This is a genomic window from Acinetobacter sp. ABJ_C1_1 (genome assembly GCF_044684115.1).
Classification (GTDB): Bacteria; Pseudomonadota; Gammaproteobacteria; order Pseudomonadales; family Moraxellaceae; genus Acinetobacter; species Acinetobacter nosocomialis_A.
Genome location: NZ_JBITPU010000014.1, coordinates 1 through 18,526, shown reverse-complemented (window position 1 = coordinate 18,526; position 18,526 = coordinate 1). Strand labels below are relative to the sequence as shown.

Annotated in this window: 14 protein-coding genes, 3 tRNA genes and 1 pseudogene; 12 read left to right on the top strand and 6 right to left on the bottom strand. The window is 40.1% G+C overall.

All coding sequences use genetic code 11. The features are described from left to right. Nucleotides 1–2: 2 nt before the first annotated feature. The 3 genes from ACG59Z_RS14665 to ACG59Z_RS14655 all read left to right on the top strand — a co-directional run bounded on the left by ACG59Z_RS14665 (nt 3) and on the right by ACG59Z_RS14655 (nt 3,078). A complete protein-coding gene (locus tag ACG59Z_RS14665; protein WP_004705386.1) occupies nt 3–1,010 on the top strand; it encodes a DNA-directed RNA polymerase subunit alpha in 1,008 nt (335 codons plus the stop codon). Between the two features lie 18 nt (nt 1,011–1,028). Continuing rightward, entirely contained in the window at nt 1,029–1,406 is a 378-nt protein-coding gene (rplQ, locus tag ACG59Z_RS14660) for a 50S ribosomal protein L17 (RefSeq protein WP_002049717.1), read from the top strand. Nucleotides 1,407–1,587: 181 nt separating this feature from the next. Then, the gene (locus ACG59Z_RS14655; RefSeq protein ID WP_400199974.1) at nt 1,588–3,078 is read left to right on the top strand and encodes a flavin-containing monooxygenase; all 1,491 of its coding nucleotides are present in this window, start codon (nt 1,588–1,590) and stop codon (nt 3,076–3,078) included. Between the two features lie 49 nt (nt 3,079–3,127). Here ACG59Z_RS14655 and ACG59Z_RS14650 read toward each other — a convergent pair whose 3' ends face one another. After that, nucleotides 3,128–4,300 carry an acyl-CoA dehydrogenase family protein gene (locus tag ACG59Z_RS14650; RefSeq protein ID WP_191010510.1) on the bottom strand — a complete coding sequence of 391 codons (1,173 nt, stop codon included), beginning with the start codon at nt 4,298–4,300 and terminating at the stop codon, nt 3,128–3,130. A gap of 188 nt (nt 4,301–4,488) precedes the next feature. Between ACG59Z_RS14650 and ACG59Z_RS14645 the strand changes: the two genes are divergently transcribed. The 5 genes from ACG59Z_RS14645 to ACG59Z_RS14625 all read left to right on the top strand — a co-directional run bounded on the left by ACG59Z_RS14645 (nt 4,489) and on the right by ACG59Z_RS14625 (nt 10,029). Next, a complete protein-coding gene (locus ACG59Z_RS14645; RefSeq protein ID WP_002049719.1) occupies nt 4,489–4,746 on the top strand; it encodes a succinate dehydrogenase assembly factor 2 in 258 nt (85 codons plus the stop codon). 6 nt (nt 4,747–4,752) lie between these two features. After that, on the top strand, nt 4,753–5,142 hold the full coding sequence (locus ACG59Z_RS14640; RefSeq protein ID WP_400199972.1) for a hypothetical protein: 390 nt from the start codon (nt 4,753–4,755) through the stop codon (nt 5,140–5,142). Nucleotides 5,143–5,909: 767 nt separating this feature from the next. Then, a complete protein-coding gene (locus ACG59Z_RS14635) occupies nt 5,910–6,995 on the top strand; it encodes a hypothetical protein (RefSeq protein WP_400199970.1) in 1,086 nt (361 codons plus the stop codon). Between the two features lie 84 nt (nt 6,996–7,079). Next, a complete protein-coding gene (gene rrtA, locus ACG59Z_RS14630; protein WP_004711824.1) occupies nt 7,080–7,646 on the top strand; it encodes a rhombosortase in 567 nt (188 codons plus the stop codon). 187 nt (nt 7,647–7,833) lie between these two features. Then, a complete protein-coding gene (locus ACG59Z_RS14625) occupies nt 7,834–10,029 on the top strand; it encodes a TRAP transporter large permease subunit (RefSeq protein ID WP_263614646.1) in 2,196 nt (731 codons plus the stop codon). Between the two features lie 149 nt (nt 10,030–10,178). On the opposite strand, the gene ACG59Z_RS14620 is transcribed toward ACG59Z_RS14625, so the two are convergent. The 4 genes from ACG59Z_RS14620 to rnr all read right to left on the bottom strand — a co-directional run bounded on the left by ACG59Z_RS14620 (nt 10,179) and on the right by rnr (nt 15,480). Further along, on the bottom strand, nt 10,179–10,610 hold the full coding sequence (locus tag ACG59Z_RS14620) for a hypothetical protein (protein ID WP_400199967.1): 432 nt from the start codon (nt 10,608–10,610) through the stop codon (nt 10,179–10,181). Nucleotides 10,611–10,621: 11 nt separating this feature from the next. Next, complete coding sequence (locus tag ACG59Z_RS14615) at nt 10,622–10,831, bottom strand: YheV family putative zinc ribbon protein (RefSeq protein WP_191001078.1); 210 nt, start codon at nt 10,829–10,831, stop codon at nt 10,622–10,624. Nucleotides 10,832–10,871: 40 nt separating this feature from the next. After that, on the bottom strand, nt 10,872–12,926 hold the full coding sequence (locus tag ACG59Z_RS14610; protein ID WP_400199965.1) for a M3 family metallopeptidase: 2,055 nt from the start codon (nt 12,924–12,926) through the stop codon (nt 10,872–10,874). A 133-nt stretch (nt 12,927–13,059) separates the two neighbouring features. Beyond that, nucleotides 13,060–15,480 (bottom strand): ribonuclease R, encoded by a 2,421-nt coding sequence (rnr, locus tag ACG59Z_RS14605; protein ID WP_400199963.1) that lies wholly within the window; start codon nt 15,478–15,480, stop codon nt 13,060–13,062. A gap of 261 nt (nt 15,481–15,741) precedes the next feature. On the opposite strand from rnr, the gene ACG59Z_RS14600 reads away from it, so the two are divergent. The 4 genes from ACG59Z_RS14600 to ACG59Z_RS14585 all read left to right on the top strand — a co-directional run bounded on the left by ACG59Z_RS14600 (nt 15,742) and on the right by ACG59Z_RS14585 (nt 16,736). Next, a tRNA-Ser gene (locus ACG59Z_RS14600) sits at nt 15,742–15,832 on the top strand. Between the two features lie 10 nt (nt 15,833–15,842). Further along, nucleotides 15,843–15,919, top strand: a tRNA-Arg gene (locus ACG59Z_RS14595). A 39-nt stretch (nt 15,920–15,958) separates the two neighbouring features. Then, nucleotides 15,959–16,035 (top strand) — tRNA-Arg (locus ACG59Z_RS14590). Nucleotides 16,036–16,142: 107 nt separating this feature from the next. Then, nucleotides 16,143–16,736 carry an HAD-IB family hydrolase gene (locus ACG59Z_RS14585; protein ID WP_343568733.1) on the top strand — a complete coding sequence of 198 codons (594 nt, stop codon included), beginning with the start codon at nt 16,143–16,145 and terminating at the stop codon, nt 16,734–16,736. 55 nt (nt 16,737–16,791) lie between these two features. Here the strand turns inward: ACG59Z_RS14585 and ACG59Z_RS14580 are convergent. Further along, nucleotides 16,792–18,526: pseudogene (locus tag ACG59Z_RS14580) on the bottom strand (hypothetical protein); the annotation flags it as partial.

Here is an 18,526-nt window from a genome sequence, read left to right as displayed (position 1 = left end):
TAATGACGCGTACTGCAAACGAGTTTCTAACTCCGCAAGCGATCAAGGTCGAAGCGGTTAGCGGGACCTCGGCAAAAGTGATTCTAGAACCTTTAGAGCGTGGTTTTGGCCACACTCTTGGTAATGCTTTACGTCGCATTCTATTGTCTTCTTTACCTGGCGCTGCTGTGGTTGAAGTAGAGATAGAAGGTGTCGAGCACGAGTACAGTACTTTAGAAGGCTTGCAGCAGGACATCGTCGAGCTCTTGCTGAACCTAAAAGGATTGTCTATTAAGCTGTTCGATCAAAATGAAGCTTATTTAACATTAGAAAAACAAGGTCCTGGCGATATTACTGCTGCTGACCTTCGTTTACCTCATAATGTTGAAGTGGTTAACCCAGATCATTTAATCGGTACTTTGAGTGCTTCAGGTTCATTAAAAATGCGCTTGAAAGTTTCTCAAGGTCGTGGTTATGAAACTTCTGATTCTCGTTTCCCTGAAGGTGAAACACGTCCTGTAGGTCGTTTACAATTAGATGCTTCTTATAGCCCAATTAAACGTGTTTCTTACACCGTTGAAAATGCGCGTGTTGAACAACGTACCGATTTAGATAAACTGGTAATCGATCTTGAAACAAATGGAACGGTTGATCCTGAAGAAGCAATCCGCAAAGCGGCAACAATCTTGCAACAACAAATTGCAATTTTTGTTGATCTTCAGAAAGACCAAACTCCAGTTGCTCAAGAACCTCGTGAAGAAGTTGACCCAATCTTGCTTCGCCCAGTAGATGATCTAGAGCTTACTGTTCGTTCTGCTAACTGTTTGAAAGCAGAAAATATTTACTACATTGGTGATCTCGTTCAACGTACTGAAGTTGAGTTGTTAAAAACTCCTAACCTTGGTAAAAAATCGTTAACAGAGATCAAAGATGTTTTGGCATCGAAAGGCTTACAACTCGGTATGCGTCTTGAAAACTGGCCACCAGCTAGTCTTCGTATGGACGACCGTTTTGCCTATCGTAGCCGTTAATTAAGTAGGACTATCACCATGCGTCATCGTAATAGTGGTGTGAAATTAGGCCGTACAAGCAGCCATCGTAAAGCGATGTTCCAAAACTTGGCTAATTCTTTATTTGAACACGAGTTGATCAAAACAACTGTGCCTAAAGCTAAAGAATTACGTCGTGTTGCTGAGCCTTTAATCACTCTAGCAAAAAACGATACTGTAGCAAATCGTCGTTTAGCATTTGCTCGTACTCGTAATGCTGCAACTGTAGGTAAATTATTTACCGTACTCGGCCCTCGTTACAAAGAACGTAACGGCGGTTATCTACGTGTTCTTAAAGCGGGCTTCCGTGCTGGTGATGCAGCACCGATGGCTTACGTTGAGCTTGTAGATCGTGAAGTTAACACTTCAGCTGAATAATTGATATTATTCGGAAAAGGCCGGCTTTATGCCGGTCTTTTTTATTTTATGGGATCTATAAAAATAAAAAAATGTCCTCAAGTGACATAAAAAAACGGATAAACGGTCAAACTTGACATTGTGTATTGTCAAAATTGTGCTTTAATAAAGTCATATTCTCAACAATGGGTATAAAAATAAAATGGAAAAGCAAGTTGATATTTTAATCATTGGTGCAGGCATTTCAGGAATCGGAGTTGCTGCCCATTTATCTAAAAATTCTCCGCAACGTCAGTTTGAAATTTTAGAACGTCGTGAATCCTTTGGCGGGACTTGGGATCTTTTCCGTTATCCTGGTATTCGTTCAGATTCTGATATGTCTACTTTTGGTTTTAACTTTAAACCATGGCGTAAAGCAAATGTATTGGCTGATGGTGCTTCTATTAAAGGGTATCTAGGCGAAGTGATTGATGAGTTTAAGTTAAAAGAAAAAATTCACTTTGGTCATCGTGTACTCTCTGCAAATTATGATTCTTCATCTAAGAAGTGGAATGTTGTTGTCGAAGATAGCAATAAAAAACAGCAGACTTGGGTAGCCAACTTTGTTGTAGGTTGTACCGGGTATTATAATTATGACCAAGGCTATGCGCCGGCCTTCCCAAATCAAGAAGCTTTCAAAGGTCAACTTATTCATCCGCAGCATTGGCCAGAAAACTTAGACTATACAGGTAAGAAAGTAGTAATTATTGGTAGTGGAGCTACTGCGATTACTCTGGTTCCAGCAATGTCAAAAGGTGGAGCAGGTCACGTGACGATGTTACAACGTTCGCCTACGTATATTGCAACTGTTCCTTCTATTGACTTCATCTATGAAAAGACTCGTAGATTTATGTCTGAAGAGGCGGCTTACAAATTTACGCGAGCACGTAATATTGGTATGCAACGCGCAATTTATGCATTGTCTCAGAAGCATCCTAAAACAGTTCGTCGTTTGCTCTTAAAAGCAATTGAAATGCAGCTTAAGGGTAAAGTAGATATGAAACACTTTACGCCTTCTTATAATCCTTGGGATCAGCGTTTATGTGTTGTACCTGATGGTGATCTATTTAAGATTCTTCGTGAAGGTAAGGCGAGTGTTGAAACTGATCAGATTGAGAAATTTACAGAGACTGGTATTCAATTAAAGTCTGGTAAACACCTTGATGCCGATATCATAGTATCTGCAACTGGTTTACAAGTCCAAATTATGGGTGGTGTTCAAGCTAAAGTTGATGGTAAGCCAATCAACTCCTCAGAACATATGCTTTACAATGGTATTATGCTAAGTGATATTCCAAATATGGCCATGATTATTGGCTATGTGAATGCATCTTGGACATTAAAAGTTGATATTGCAGCAGATTATATTTCCCGTCTATTAAACTATATGGACAAGAATAACTATGACGAAGTTATTCCAGCGGGTAATAAAAACGAAATGGAAGAAGATACTGTGATGGGTAAACTATCTTCTGGCTATATTAGTCGTGCAGCTCATGAGCTTCCAAAGCAAGGTAAGCATGCTCCATGGCAAGTAACCAATAACTATCTTGAAGATAGAAAGTCATTACAAAATGCTAAGTTCGATGATGGTATTCTTCATTTTCATAAACATTCAGATGTAAATACACGTAAGCCAAAGCTAGTGTCTTAAGGTTTGAAATAAAAAAGGAGGCAGATGGCCTCCTTTTTTATTTATGGTATTAAAGTGTTCTAGAAATTAACTCTTTCATAATTTCATTGGTGCCTGCATAAATGCGGTTTGCTCGGTGGTCAATATAAGCACGAGCAATTGGGTATTCCAGCATGTAACCATAGCCTCCATGTAATTGAAGACATTCATCAACCACTTTTGAAAACATATCAGAAATTTTATATTTTGCGGCAGCGGCAGCTTCGACACTTAATTTTTCATCAAGTTGTAATTCCATACAACGATCTAAATAGGTGCGACAGAAATCTATTTCTGTACGTAATTCTGCTAGTTTAAAGCGTGTATTCTGGAAAGCACTAATTGGCTTGCCAAATGCTTTACGATCTTTTGTATATTGAACAGTATGTGCAAACGCTGCTTCTGCACCAGCTTGGCAGATAATTGCAACCAACATACGCTCCCATGCTAATTCTTTCATGAGCATAATAAAGCCCATACCTTCCATACCCAAAAGATTTTCTTTAGGAACACGAACGTTATCGAAGAAGAGTTCACATGTATCTTGGCCTTTCATGCCAATTTTGTTGAGTGGCTTACCTTTGGTAAAACCGGCACGGTCAGCTTCAACAATAATAAGTGATAAATTGGCAGAGCCTTTATCGCTGTTACCTGTTTTACAGACCACGATGGCCATATCGCACAAATAGCCATTGGTAATAAATATTTTTGAACCATTGATGACATATTCGTCACCGTCAAGGACGGCTGTTGTTCGAACAGCTTGTAAATCTGAACCCGTTCCTGGTTCTGTCATGGCAATTGCGGTCACTGTTTCACCAGTCGCCATTTTAGGGAGCCATTTTTGCTTTTGTTCTTCGTTTCCAAAGTTATTGATATAGTTGGCGACAATATCGGAATGCAGCGAGAAACCTGTACTTGAGTCCATAGCATAGGCTTGTTCTTCAATAAGAATCATACTGTATAGACGGTCTACACCTGAGCCACCGTATTGTTCTGGCATGGTTGTGCACAGTAAACCTAACGCACCCGCTTTATTCCAAAGATCTCGGTCCACATGTTGTTGTTTCTCATATTTTTCAGTATTTGGCACCACTTCTTTTTCATAAAACTTGCGTACAGTTTCTCGGAAAGCTTCATGTTCTTCATTTAATAGATGGCGAGGTAACATATTTGGAATGGGACGAATAGCACCAGATTGCATTGTATTTCTTCCTTGGTTTGGGCTTGATGTTATAAGTCTAAAATACGGGAAGCTCACTAGGTCTAACAATGTGATGAATGCTCATTTATAGCTATGAAGTGATAAGTTTGGTCAATTTGATATTTTTAGCGAACTTTCTTATGTGATCAGGTAAACTAGGCGCACTATCAACGCAGATGGGGAAATAAATGTCTGAAGAAATGACCTTGGAAGAACGTAAAGTAGTTTATCGCGCACGCCGCGGTTTAAAGGAAATTGATGTCTATTTTGACCCGTATGTGAAAAATTATTATTTAAAGGCAGATCCAGCAGAAAAGGCTTTATTTGCTGAATTAGTAGAGCAGGAAGATCCTGATTTACTTGACTGGTTTATGGAAGTATCTGAACCGCCACGTACAGAATTACGTGATTTCATCCATAAATTAAAGCATTATGTTCATGGCTAATTAATTTTGGTCAACCAATTGAATTTTAAACTGAAATATAGCCGTTTCGCGATTATATTTCAGTTTTTTATTGGCTTAAGTTTAGCAGTTCTGTTTTATCAGCTGATAACAATACTCTGGTGGTTGGTTGCGGTCTGTTTATTATTTATAAGTTTTATTTTCTTTTTAAAGCGACCACAGCTCGTTCAAATTGCTTATTTAGATCAGAAATTATGGTCACTTAGCTTTCATTCAGAACAAACCATTTCTCGTGTAGAAATTTTAAAAATAATTGATTATCAGATTTTCATAGTGATCTATTTTGAAGGGCATGAAACACTAACTTCTGTGATTTGGTTTGATCAAATGTCCTTATCTCAATGGAAACAGCTTAAGACTTTAGAAAAATTCTATTAATTGTTAGACAATTCTACATTTGTATATTTATTTAAAAATATTAAAAATCAAATAATTAAGATTTATTTCTTTTCGGAAAATTTAAATTGTCTAGTTAAAATACAGAAAAAAGAGCAAGAAAGTCAATTGTCCGACAATTTCTCAATATGGTTATTATTCTATCGGTTAAAGTACAAACACCAACGTAAAGTGTGTCGGAGGTCTCAAATGGAGATGCCAACATGGTCGTTCTTGGTCATTGCCATCATTCTGGCAGTGGTGATAGGAAGAGCAGGAACTTTACTCAGGGAACATCTTAATAAAGCTAATTATAGCAAAGTTAAGAGACAGAGGATGCAAAGGTCGTCGGTCAGTCAATAGTTTAATTGGTTAATCGATTAATTTCATCAAGTGTCCAGTTTTATTGGGTGCGAATGTAGTAAGGAGGTCTCTCATGGAGATTTCAATGTGGATGTTTCTGTTAATTGCAGTTGTTATGGCTGTAGTAGTAGGAAGAGCAGGAACTTTACTCAAGGATTATATAGAACAACAATAATATAAGCCGTTAAAAGCTTATCCCAGTTAATAAGTAGCATGTGCTGAACCGTCGCAATGCTACTTTTTTTTGCCTAAAATTTTTGTTTCCCTGAAAAACTGTCAATTTTATCTGCTGTGAAGTGTGTCAAAGTATAAGCGCTACAATTAGAGTAATTACTCTTTTATTCAAGATATGCATCTGCTAATGTACATCTGAAAAGGAAAAAACAAATTACATCGAGGACAGGAAGATGTCTAAAGTCCAAAAAATAAGCCAAGGTTTGGCGATGAGTTTTCTTGCAGCTTCAGTTTTATCAGGTTGTTCATACGTCGTGAAAAGCGGAGCAAATGTTGCTTTAGGTTTTACGGAAAAGCACGTCGTTCCACCTATTTTGGCAATGCAAGATGCTGAAATGGTTTGTAATACTGGTAGTGCCTTAACTCCTGCAATCATGTCGACTAAAGGTATGGGTGCAGATCCTACTCGTGTTGCTGTCTTAATGTATGCTGCTTCAGGTGTATGTGCGGAAAACCAAGCATTAGAACAGGAGTTACGTTATTTGCGCGCTTCAAAAGCAGGACAAGTAACAGAAGCTCAAGATGCACGTATTGCGCAGAAGCGTTGGGCTGCTATTGCTGCTGAACGCCAATATACCGGCTATAAATTATTCGCTGATCGTTGGGAATCTAAATATAAGTACCATTTAGGTGATTCTTGTCCAACTATGCGTAGTGATACCGATCAGACTGTATATCTACTTGGAATGATCAGTGGTCTTCAAGCGGTGACGAATGACATTAACTCAGGTGGTTCTGTCAATGTTCCGAAAGATATTGCTGCTATTGTAGAACGTGGCATGGTTTGTCTTGATAACCAAAAGTTCTGGGGAGCGCCGAATGCAACACGTGCGGTGATCTGGACTTTATTACCAGGGGCTAACGAAGGTAAGCCAGACCCGTATGAGACGTTAAAACAATCTGTGCAAATCGGTGAGCAAAAAGGTGTTCGTTTATCTCATGCACTCTACGCTGTAGCTGCTCAAGCGAGTGGTGACGACGCCAAAATCCGTGATGCATTAAAAATTTATGCAGCATCTCAAGCAGATGACAAGCCAGTTAATCCGAACTTCAAGTTAATCGATAGTATGGCGGGTTTAATTGTCCGTAGTATTTCTGACCGCTACTGGACTGAGCATACCGGTGTTCGTACGGGTGATAATGGTATGTCTCATTTCTGGGATGAGAAAAATGAAGGTTCAGCAGAACTGGATGAGTTATTTGATGGTGGGGCTGCATCAGAAGTTCCAGCTGACGCGACCTCTGCACCTGCCCAGTAAACAGATCTGAAGAAACTAACTCCTTGCGGTTGCTACTTATTTTCTGATTAATCGTAAGGGGTTCAGTTTTAAAAGGAGTGTGCTATGAAAGATCATGTACTCAATAAAAAAGTGCTTTTGGTCGCAGGGTGCATTTCTGTTTCTGCATGTCTACAAGTATTTCCAGACTATTTTATTTATTGGCGTGAAAGCTTACTCGGTGAGTTTTGGCGTTTGTGGACAGCACACTGGGTACATGTTGGCTGGATTCATTTTCTTTTAAATATGATGGCATTCGCATGTTTGCCCTTCATATTTCCGCATACCAAAGTGTGGCACATTTTAAGTCTTCTTTTTCTTTTGCCGCCTTTTATCAGTTTGGTGTTCTATTTTTATTTGCCTTATATCGATGCATATGCCGGTCTATCTGGAGTACTCCATGGGCTGTATACGGCTGTTGCTTTAGTTTATTTGCAATACCGTAAAGAACGGAATTTTGCATTACTGGTTTTAGGGTTAATTATTGCCAAGCTGATTTGGGAAAACACCTTTGGACAAACAGGCACAGCACAGTTGATAGGGAGTCCTGTTTTAACCGAAGCTCATTTATATGGGGCGATAGGCGGTGCAATCTTTGGAGGATGCTATTGGCTTATACAAAGGTTCAAATAGAAAGATTGACAATACAAACTGTTAAAAAAGAGATTTTAGTCATTCTTTATTGATAAAGTTTGATGCAAATTTGATCGTTGAATAAAGGGATTGGTAGAAGGGGAATGGACGATACCCCTGACCAAGGAAATTGCATGACTCAAAGCCTTTGTTATGAGGGGTTTGAGAGAACAAAATTGGAATATTTATGCAAGAATATCAAGAAAAAAGATCTGGATTAGGTCTGCTGGGTTATATATGGAACGAATGGATCTCAACATTCGTGATCCTCATTTTACTATTAATGACGCTCATAATTGGTACCGGGGAAATGATCCACGGACAATTATTACGTATCGGGGAACGTCTTTATGGTGACCCTGCTATAGGCATGCAATATTCGTTTTTGCGTGCGGAGCCTGAAAAGCCGTCTTGTGATCGACATCCAAATATTGATGCTCAAGTAAAAGAGCAAATGAAAGCGAATGCATCTGATGATTTCGCAAGCTTCTTTGGTGCTGCCTCAGAAAGTGATGTCCGTGCATCCTTACAAGCAGCACAGCAGCAATGTGAAGATAAATATCTGGCTTACGATAAAACCATTAAATATATTGAAGCAAATCCAGGGGTGCGTACATATCGTACGATTGAAACGGGTTTCTTTGGCATATTTAAATTTGGTACAGAGAACCGCGCAATTTTACTAGTCTTTATGGTCTTAATCTCAGCGATTACTGCATCGTTGAAGTTTCACCATATTGGTTTGCGTAACCCTGCAACCAAGCTGGACTACAAAGTGTATGCTTTCTTTATGTTGCTTGGTAATGCTTTGCTTAGTTCTTCAGTAATTAGCCAGTACCGTTCTGTGATTAATTCAGGGGTTTCTCCAACTCATGAAACAATCATTATTTACTGGTTATGGATGATTTTATTTGTCGTCCTTACCTTAATTAGTCTTTATCAGCTATTTGTTTCCCCACCAGCAAAACGTGAGGGTGGCAATATTGGCTTAGCTTTATTATGTGTGCCTTTGTATGCATATATGGCTGTGATTACAGGTGTTGCATTCACGTTCTTTATGGATTACCCAATGGGGCAAGGGATTTACCTTGGTCAGTTGGTAGAGTTCTCGGGCATTTTCTTAAACCTTGCCTTATTTATTTGGGCAGGTATGTTGCTCACGCAAACACGTGTAATGGATTTGTTCCTAAACGTACTTCGTCCATGGAACTTGGCACCAGAAACTTTAACTTGGTTAATTTTGATTGCTGCTGCTGTACCAACTGCCTATACAGGTGCTTCTGGAATTTTCGTTATCGCAGCCGGTGCGATTATTTATAAAGAAGTCTGGAATGCAGGCGCTCGCCGTCAGTATGCACTCGCTGTATCTGCAATGTCTGGTTCGCTAGGTGTAGTAGTACGTCCTTGTCTCTTGGTCGTTCTAATTGCGATGTTGGATAGTCGTCATGTTACGTCTGATGAGTTATTTGGACATGGTATTTATGTCTTCTGGTTAACTGCATTTATTTTCTTGGGTGTCTCACTTTTCTTGGCAGAAGAGAAGTTCCGTGTGAACTCACCGAAAGTAGCACTTCCTGGTATGGCACGTGCTTTTGTACCTGTTATTCCATACATCTTGATCACTGTGGTTGTTCTTGCATTTTATAAATATGCATTAGATACAGGAATGAACGAATTTACTGCACCAGTGATTCTGCCTCTCGTGCTCATTGCGATGATCTTGTACGATAAAATGGTTATGCCTAAAGAGGCACCAGCCTTAAATATTCATGAAGCAATTGTTCGTGAACATGAGAAAAAATCTCCATTCTTACAGTCACACGATCCACATAGTTCACAGTTCCGTCTAGGTTTTGGTGGTGCATTACGTTTTGCAACATCAGAAACAGTTGGACATATTGGTGCGCTTATTATTTTAATGGCGTTGTCTGCAAGTGTGGGTGGTTTAATCGAGCGTACTGAAATTGTTGAAATGTTGCCGACCCATTTAGGTAATATTTATATTTCGCTCGCATTTATTGCATTACTACTTGCCATTATTGGTATGTGTACAGATCCATTTGGTGCTGTAATTTTAGTAGCAGCAACGATTGCTCCTGTAGCCTACGAAAATGGTATTCACCCAATTCACTTCTGGATGATTGTATTGGTTGCATTCGAGTTTGGTTATGTAACACCACCAGTTGCCTTGAACCATCTACTCACGCGGTTATCCGTTGGTGATGATGAGGTAAATGCTGCCGATGCAGAAGCCAAAGAGAAATATACAAGTTTCTACTACCGATATGAACGTTGGTTATTACCAATTATTGTCTTGTTCTCATCATTGGTATTAGTCACTTATGCTCCATTAGTACTGAAACTATTTGGTTGGTACAAGTAATTTAAAAATATAAGCCGAGCAAAAACACTCTCTTTAAGAGGGTGTTTTTTTATGTCGGAGTTATTTTGAGTAGATAAATTCTTAATAAATAAAAAAGCTAGCTCCGTATGAACTAGCTTTTTTGCATCATACTTAGAGTTAAACAAATACTATTGTTGTTTAACCTGAGCCTCGAGGAGCTTCACTTGCTCTTCTTTTAGCTTAATCAGTTGATCTGCATCAGCATGTTGAGCTTTTAGTGTCTCTTCCTGATCTTGCAGCTGATGATGAATGTCGTTGAGTTTAGACACTTCTTCTTTTGCTAAAGACTCTTGAGCCGGGACAGGTTGTTTGAGCACATCTTCATTTACAAGTTGTTGCGAGTTAGCTGTTTGTGTTTGAGCGATAGGCTCAGAACTTGCAGATGGTTTTGTAGTTTTTTGAGGTGCAGGTGTCGAGACAGGTTGAGGATCAACCATTGGTGCTGACGATTCGGTTTTTTTGAAAAACCATTGTGCTGCGAAAAAAAGCACTACAAGAATGCTTAAGCCCCCAATTAAAATCCACAAGAGTTTTGAGTTTTGTTTTCTTTGTAGTGGCATGTTTAAGACCTTTAGTCAGAACGACGAGGCTTGAACTGTATTACTCCAACTTCATCAGGTATAGCAGGTGTTTCTGGCTCATCAATATGAGTTGGACGATTTTCGCTATAACCGCATTCGATACATTCAATCCATTCGTCTTCAGCGGTGGTTAGCATGACAATCCGATCTATGGCTTCACATTTTGGACATTTAGCCCCAGCAATGAAACGTTTTTTCATCTTTATCACCCTAACCACACGATCAATTTAGGCCCATAGTTTAAGCGGTTTTGTTATCGTTCGTCCAACCTTGATGACGTAACAACGCATCAATTTTTGGTTCACGGCCACGGAAATTGACAAATGCTTCAAGAGCAGTGTCTTTCCCACCCACAGCTAAAATTGCTTGACGGAATTCTTTACCTGTTTGAGTGTTGAAAATACCTTCATGTTCAAAGCGGTCAAATGCATCACTCGCTAAAACTTCTGCCCACTTGTAAGAGTAGTAACCCGCTGCGTAACCGCCTGCAAAAATATGACTAAAGCTATGTTGGAAGCGGTTGTAGTCGACAGTTGGAACTACTGCGTACTGTTTGCGAATGTCATTTAAAGTCTGCTGAATTTGCTCACTATTCAACGCAGGAGTCTTGGTGTGAATAGTTAAGTCAAATAGTGCAAATTCGAGTTGACGTAAAGTTTGCATGCCAGACTGGAAGAAACGAGCATTTAATAATGCATCGAGTAACTCTTGAGGTAAGGTCTGCTTGCTTTCAATATGTTCACTTAAAACATCAAGACTTTCTTTGTCCCATGACCAAAATTCCATAAACTGACTTGGTAACTCGACTGCATCCCAAGCGACGCCGTGAGTACCTGCAACCGAGATATTATCTACTTCAGTTAACATATGGTGTAAGCCATGCCCAAATTCGTGGAACAAGGTGATGACTTCATCATGAGTCAATAAGGCTGGTTGGTTGCCTACAGGTGGAGTGAAGTTACACACCATATAACAAATTGGTTTTTGTAAACCATGAACAGTTTGCATACGTGAGCGGAAGCCACTCATCCATGCACCGCCGCGTTTACCGGTACGTGCATATAAATCAAAGAAGAACCCACCAACCACTTGGCCTTGGTCTTCTAATTCAAAATAGCGTGCATCTGGATGCCAAACCGGAGCTTCACGTTCAACGATGTTAATGCCGTATAGGCGCTGAACAATCTGGAATAAGCCCTGAATGACTTTCGGAGCAGGGAAGTAAGGTTTTAATGCTTCTTGAGATAAGTTGAACTGTTGCTGTTTAAGCTTTTCAGAATAGTAAGTCGTATCCCAAGGTTTGAGCTCATCAATCCTATCTTGTTTGGCAATTGCTTGTAGCTCAGCAACTTCTTGGAGAGCAGGGGTACGTGCATGCTCAGCTAAGTCGGCTAAAAAGTCGTGAACTGTTTTGACATCAGGAGCCATTTTACTAGCAAGAGAATATTCAGCGTAGTTATTGAAACCAAGTAGTTTTGCCATTTCTTGGCGAAGGCTCAAGATTTCTTCCATAATTTTGCTGTTGTCAAATTCTGTTTGTTCAGACTGATCTGATGCGCGAGTGACATAAGCTTTATAAAGCTCTTCGCGTAATGCACGGTCATCTGCATAGGTCATGACTGCAAAATAAGCTGGGAAATCTAAAGTTGCTACAGCTTGGTCAAGCTCGCGCTGTTTACCGTACTGCTTTAATAGCTCAACATTACTTTCTGGAAGACCTTTTAGCTGGTCTTCTGTAAGTGGTTTAAAGTAAGCCTGTGTCGCATCAAGTACATGGTTTGAGAAGTCAGAAGAAAGCTGTGAAAGTCGTGCAGAAATTTCTGCGTAGCGTTTTTTCTCTTCACCTTCTAAAGCAACGCCAGAAAGTTTGAAGTCACGTAATGCGAGACGGATCGCACTTTGTTGAGCAGGACTTAGCGTTGAATAGCTCTGACCATCATGAATGCGTTGATAAGTCTGGTACAGCGCCGTGTGTTGGCCAAGCTGAGTGTAATATTCACTTAAAGCGGGTAAGAGTGATTGATAGACTTCTCTAGTTTCAGTATTACTCATCACTGCATTTAAATGCGATAAAACACCCCATGATTCACTGAGATTATTTTCAAGGGTATCAATTTGTTCAAGTACAGCAAGTTGCTGGTCTGTGTCAGAAGGTGCAGCTGTAAGTGTGTTTAAGAACTCTTGTCCTGCTTGAATCGCTTGTTGAATATCTTGTTTTAAATTATCTAATGTAATTTGGTCAAAGCGGGGAGTAGGTAGAGTCGCTTGCTGTAAAGTCATTGCTAATAGCCACATTATTTTTTAAACATAGTATTAGATGTAGGTATTGTTAGGCAGGAAATCAAGCTTAAATTGAAAATAAACGTTCTAAAAATATTAAGCCCCCATGTTTGGGAGCTTAATAACAAAGAATAGAAACACCTATGAATTAGTCAGCCTTAGATTTGGCATTCGACTTTTTCTTTTTTGGTTTTGCTTTTTTCTTTACTTTTTCTGGCTTAGCCTCTGCTTTCGTAGCGGTTTTTTTACCAGACTTTTTAGTATATGAACTTGGTTTACCTTTTTCCTTCTTTTTGCGGACAGGTTTTTCGCCATCATTTGAAGTAGTAGTTGGTTTACCAAAAATTTCTTCAGTTGCTTGTGTTGCTGTTCTGGTTGTACGTGGGGCACGACTACGAACTACTCGTCCAGCATGGGTCACTTGCTGAATAAGTTGGAAATCGATCTTACGTTCTTCCAGATTTACACCAGCAACCTGAATTTTAACTTCATCGCCTAAACCGAAGACCTGACCACGGTTTTGTCCAATAAGGTTTTGACTTGCTTGATCATAAATAAAGAAATCATCGCCGAGCTGGCTAATATGAATCATGCCATCAACATAGAGGTCTTTAAGAGTAACGAATAGACCAAATTCAGTGACAGCACTCACAATACCAATGAACTCATCACCTAAGTGCTGTTGCATATAGTGACATTTCAACCAAGTCGTTACACTACGAGATGCTTCATCAGCACGGCGCTCGGTTTGAGAGAAATGTTCACCAGCATCATCTAAAGCTGCACCAGAAAGTGGATAAGGCTTTTGTTTCAAATGAGCTTTAATAGCACGATGTAACAATAAGTCTGGGTAGCGACGAATTGGTGATGTGAAGTGCGTATAAGCTTCATAAGCTAAACCATAGTGACCTGCATTTTTGGCACCATAGTAAGCTTGCATCATTGAGCGTAATAACACGGCATGAATGCTTGGCGCATCAATACGGTCTTTAGTTGCCTCAATAACTTTTTGATAATCTGCTTGGGTTGGTTGATCTGGGAAAGGTAAGCCAAGAAGTTTAACAAAGTCTTTTACTTTCTGAATACGTGAGAACTCAGGCGCTTCGTGTACGCGATATAACATTGGAACATCATGTTCTAATGCATATTCAGCCGCGGCTACGTTAGCAAGCAACATACATTCTTCAATCAGCTTATGTGCTTCATTACGTGTACGAGGCAAAATTTCTTTAATTCCGCCTAGCTCATCAAAAGTCATGTACGTTTCAATGGTTTCAAATTCCATTGCATGACGATCAGCACGTAAATTTTTCAGAATTTGATAAAGCTGAAAAAGCGTATTTAGCGATTTGTGAATATCACGATCTTTTGGAATTGCGTCGGTTGCACCGTCAAAGTATTGCGCTACCTGTGTATAGGTCAAACGTGCTTTTGAATGCATTACCGATGGATAAAACTCATAACCCGTTACACGGCCAGTACGAGAGAGTTTCAAATCACAGACCATACATAAACGGTCTACATGCGGGTTAAGTGAACACAATCCATTTGATAATGCTTCTGGTAGCATTGGTAGTACAAAGTGCGGGAAATAAACCGAAGTACCACGTTCTTCTGCTTCTTCGTTCAGAGCTGAATCTAAGCGTACATAATGGCTCACATCAGCAATTGTTACGACAACGCGATAACCACCACCTGGACGTTTTTCTGCATACACGGCATCATCGAAATCTCGAGCATCTTCACCATCGATTGTGACGAGCGCTAAATCTCTTAAATCAACTCGTCCTTCACGGTCTTGTGCAGAAGGTTCTTTAAAACTTTCAGCTTCTTTTATAACTTCATCTGGAAATTCGTAAGGTAAGCCAAACTCAAGAATAGTCTGCGGAATAATAATTTCAGTATCCGCTTTATCTGCCATAGATTGAATAATATGCGCCGTTGCAAACTCTTCACGGGTTGGGTAGGTATCTATGGCAACACGAAGCATATCACCAACATTCGCTTTGGCATGTGCAACTAATTCTTTTTCTAATGGAATAGGTTGGTGCTGATTTGGATTATTAGGTTGAATAAAGTATTCACCTTCATGTACCGATAATTTACCAATTAACTGTTTTACACGATGTTGTAGAACCTCGGTAATGAACCCCCACGGTTTACCTTTTCGGTCTACTGAGGTCTGCCGAACTCGGACTCGATCACCATTAAAGACTAAACGTAACTCACGCTCAGGAAGTAAAAGATCATCTTGACCATCAATATGTGCGGTGCCTAAACCTTTACTATTAATATAGACGGTCGCTTCATAAGTTGGTTGGTCTGTCACTAACTGAAACTTGAACCCGTCTTTCATGATTTGACCATCACGGACCATTGCACTTAAGCGATGGCTTAAAGCTTCGATACTTTTTTGGTCTTGAATATGAAAATGGTCAACAAGTTCTGCATGAGATTGCGGTGTTTGCAATTGTTCCAACGTATCTAATATTAGAGTACGGCTTGGAATAGGATTGTCATAACGTTCAGCTTCAGCTTTCGCTTCGGGATCAGCCCAGTTTTTTGTCATGTCTTTTGATTTCACGCTTGGCAGATAAGTTTAGCATAAGCCATGCAGACCCGAACTGCACGTTTAGGTTTGCAATAATGTGTTATGCACTACTGTATTTTAATGAAGAAATAATATCTATCTTAACAAGCGTTTGATCGAAAAAGACGAAAATAATAAGGAAATTGCTTAAAAAATAATTCATTGAACGAAAAAATAAGAAAATTTCAGTATGATGACTTGAACAATAGGGTTTTAGTTTGTATTATGGCGGCTCGTTCCGGTGAGGTGGATGAGTGGCTGAAATCACTTCCCTGCTAAGGAAGCATACCTATTACTGGTATCGAGGGTTCGAATCCCTCTCTCACCGCCATTTACTTAATGCGCTCATAGCTCAGCTGGATAGAGCACTTGGCTACGAACTAAGGGGTCGGGAGTTCGAATCTCTCTGAGCGCACCAAGTAAAACAGAACAAATCGCTGAAAGGCACACAAGTTACGCGCTCATAGCTCAGCTGGATAGAGCACTTGGCTACGAACTAAGGGGTCGGGAGTTCGAATCTCTCTGAGCGCACCAACTTGAAGAATTAACCGCTTTTATAGCGGTTTTTTTGTATCTGTTGTTTAGTAATTTTTAAAAAATTTAAATTTATAACTTTTTAATTATATTAGAGATAACGATAAATGAATCTGGCTTTATTTGATTTTGATGGCACGATCACCCATAACGATACTTTCAGTTTGTTCCTTAAATTTTCTTTGAGCAGAAAAACTCAAATACTAGGTGGTATTCGTCTTGCACCTTATATTGCAGGCTATAAGTTTGGATGGGTAACGGATAAGACCATACGAACTAAGCTCTGTCAGGTGGGATATATAGGCTACGATGCAGATTCCCTAAAATATATGGGACAAGAGTTTGCTAAAACGGTAATTCCTGCCTGTATTCGTGAAAATGCTTTAGAACGTATTCATTGGCATAAACAGCAAGGAGATCAGGTTGTTGTGGTATCCGCTTCATTGGGTGTTTATTTAGAAAGTTGGTGTCAGTCTTTAGATTTGGACGTTATCTGTAATCAACTTGAAATAGATAATGGTATTTTAACTGGTAATTTTGTTGATGGTGATTGTGGTTATTTAGAAAAAGTAAATAGAATAAAAAATAAATACGATTTAACCCAGTATTCTACAATTTATGCTTATGGTGATACTCCTAATGATTATGCAATGTTAGAGCTAGCACATAAGAAATATTATAGATGGCAAGAAATGAATTAATATTAATTAATATTTAAAAAGAAAGCCACTTTATTAGTGGCTTTCTTGAAGATTATTAAACTGTATGTAAAGTATTATCTAAGAAGTGGTCAGTAAGTAATGACTGAGGTACTAGAGTATGAACCGTGTTTGTTACGCTCGATACTGTAGAAGTGACTCCACCTACATTGCCGCCAGTTACTCCACCTAATAAGTTAGAAATAACGTCTGTGCCACCTGTACCAGTTACACCACCAGTTAAGCTACCTACGATATCTGTTACGACACCAATAGGGTTGCTGCCAGCAGCGCCACCAGTTACACCGCCAATGATGTCAGTCACTGTGCCAAGTGGATTACCACCAGTTAATCCACCAATAATGTCAGTAACAGTACCAAGAGGACTGTCACCTCCAACACCACCAGTCACACCACCAATAGCGCCAGTCGCACCACCAAGGATGTCAGTTAAAATACCAGTCGCAGTTGTGCCATTGGTAATGAGCGTGTTGACAATACCAGTTGCATGATCAGTTGCACCTTGGATATTACCGCCCACTAAATCAGATACAACCTCAAGCGCACCATTTACAGTGTCGCGAGATGTTTCGAAAGTTAAAGTGCCGAGGTGAGCAATATCAGTAACAGGGTGTTCAGTTTGAGGAAGTACACCAACTACAGTGTCTGCAACAGTATTAATACCTGTATTAATAATGCTGGTTTTTAGGCTTTCGACACCTTGAAGAACATCGATGCCGCCTTGAACCACATCAATTACTGGAGAAATAGGAGAAGTGCCACCACCAATAATACCGCCAGTTACACCACCGATAATGTCAGTAACAGTACCAAGTGGATTACCGCCAGTAGCGCCACCAGTTATACCACCGATAATGTCAGTCACTGTGCCAAGTGGATTACCACCAGTTACGCCGCCAGTCACACCACCGATGATATCAGTAACGGTCCCAAGCGGATTACCGCCAGTAACACCACCTGTCACGCCACCGATGATATCAGTAACGGTCCCAAGCGGATTACCGCCAGTAACACCACCTGTCACGCCACCGATGATGTCAGTCACTGTGCCAAGCGGATTACCGCCAGTTACGCCACCAGTCACACCACCAATAGCACCAGTCACACCGCCAAGAATGTCAGTTAAAATACCAGTCGCAGTTGTGCCATTGGTAATGAGTGTGTTGACGATACCAGTTGCATGATCAGTAGCGCCTTGGATATTACCGCCCACTAAATCAGATACAACCTCAAGCGCACCATTTACAGTGTCGCGAGATGTTTCGAAAGTTAAAGTGCCGAGGTGAGCAATATCAGTAACAGGGTGTTCAGTTTGAGGAAGTACACCAACTACAGTGTCTGCAACAGTATTAATACCTGTATTAATAATGCTGGTTTTTAGGCTTTCGACACCTTGAAGAACATCGATGCCGCCTTGAACCACATCAACAACTGGGGAAATAGGTGATGTACCACCACCAATAATACCGCCAGTCACGCCACCGATAATATCAGTAACAGTACCAAGCGGATTACCACCAGTTATGCCGCCAGTCACACCACCGATGATGTCAGTAACAGTACCAAGTGGATTACCACCAGTTACGCCGCCAGTCACACCACCGATAATATCAGTAACAGTACCAAGCGGATTACCACCAGTTACGCCGCCAGTCACACCACCGATGATGTCAGTAACAGTACCAAGTGGATTACCACCAGTTACGCCGCCAGTCACACCACCGATAATATCAGTAACAGTACCAAGCGGATTACCACCAGTTACGCCGCCA

What these genes read in the sequence shown, in the direction of transcription:
- ACG59Z_RS14650 (WP_191010510.1), bottom strand. Translation starts at nt 4,300, where the DNA reads ATGCAATCTGGTGCTATTCGTCCCATTCCAAATATGTTACCTCGCCAT.
- rnr (WP_400199963.1), bottom strand. Translation starts at nt 15,480, where the DNA reads ATGACAAAAAACTGGGCTGATCCCGAAGCGAAAGCTGAAGCTGAACGT.
- ACG59Z_RS14585 (WP_343568733.1), top strand. Translation starts at nt 16,143, where the DNA reads ATGAATCTGGCTTTATTTGATTTTGATGGCACGATCACCCATAACGAT.
- ACG59Z_RS14655 (WP_400199974.1), top strand. Translation starts at nt 1,588, where the DNA reads ATGGAAAAGCAAGTTGATATTTTAATCATTGGTGCAGGCATTTCAGGA.
- ACG59Z_RS14645 (WP_002049719.1), top strand. Translation starts at nt 4,489, where the DNA reads ATGTCTGAAGAAATGACCTTGGAAGAACGTAAAGTAGTTTATCGCGCA.
- rrtA (WP_004711824.1), top strand. Translation starts at nt 7,080, where the DNA reads ATGAAAGATCATGTACTCAATAAAAAAGTGCTTTTGGTCGCAGGGTGC.
- rplQ (WP_002049717.1), top strand. Translation starts at nt 1,029, where the DNA reads ATGCGTCATCGTAATAGTGGTGTGAAATTAGGCCGTACAAGCAGCCAT.
- ACG59Z_RS14615 (WP_191001078.1), bottom strand. Translation starts at nt 10,831, where the DNA reads ATGAAAAAACGTTTCATTGCTGGGGCTAAATGTCCAAAATGTGAAGCC.
- ACG59Z_RS14610 (WP_400199965.1), bottom strand. Translation starts at nt 12,926, where the DNA reads ATGTGGCTATTAGCAATGACTTTACAGCAAGCGACTCTACCTACTCCC.
- ACG59Z_RS14620 (WP_400199967.1), bottom strand. Translation starts at nt 10,610, where the DNA reads ATGCCACTACAAAGAAAACAAAACTCAAAACTCTTGTGGATTTTAATT.
- ACG59Z_RS14665 (WP_004705386.1), top strand. Translation starts at nt 3, where the DNA reads ATGACGCGTACTGCAAACGAGTTTCTAACTCCGCAAGCGATCAAGGTC.
- ACG59Z_RS14625 (WP_263614646.1), top strand. Translation starts at nt 7,834, where the DNA reads ATGCAAGAATATCAAGAAAAAAGATCTGGATTAGGTCTGCTGGGTTAT.
- ACG59Z_RS14635 (WP_400199970.1), top strand. Translation starts at nt 5,910, where the DNA reads ATGTCTAAAGTCCAAAAAATAAGCCAAGGTTTGGCGATGAGTTTTCTT.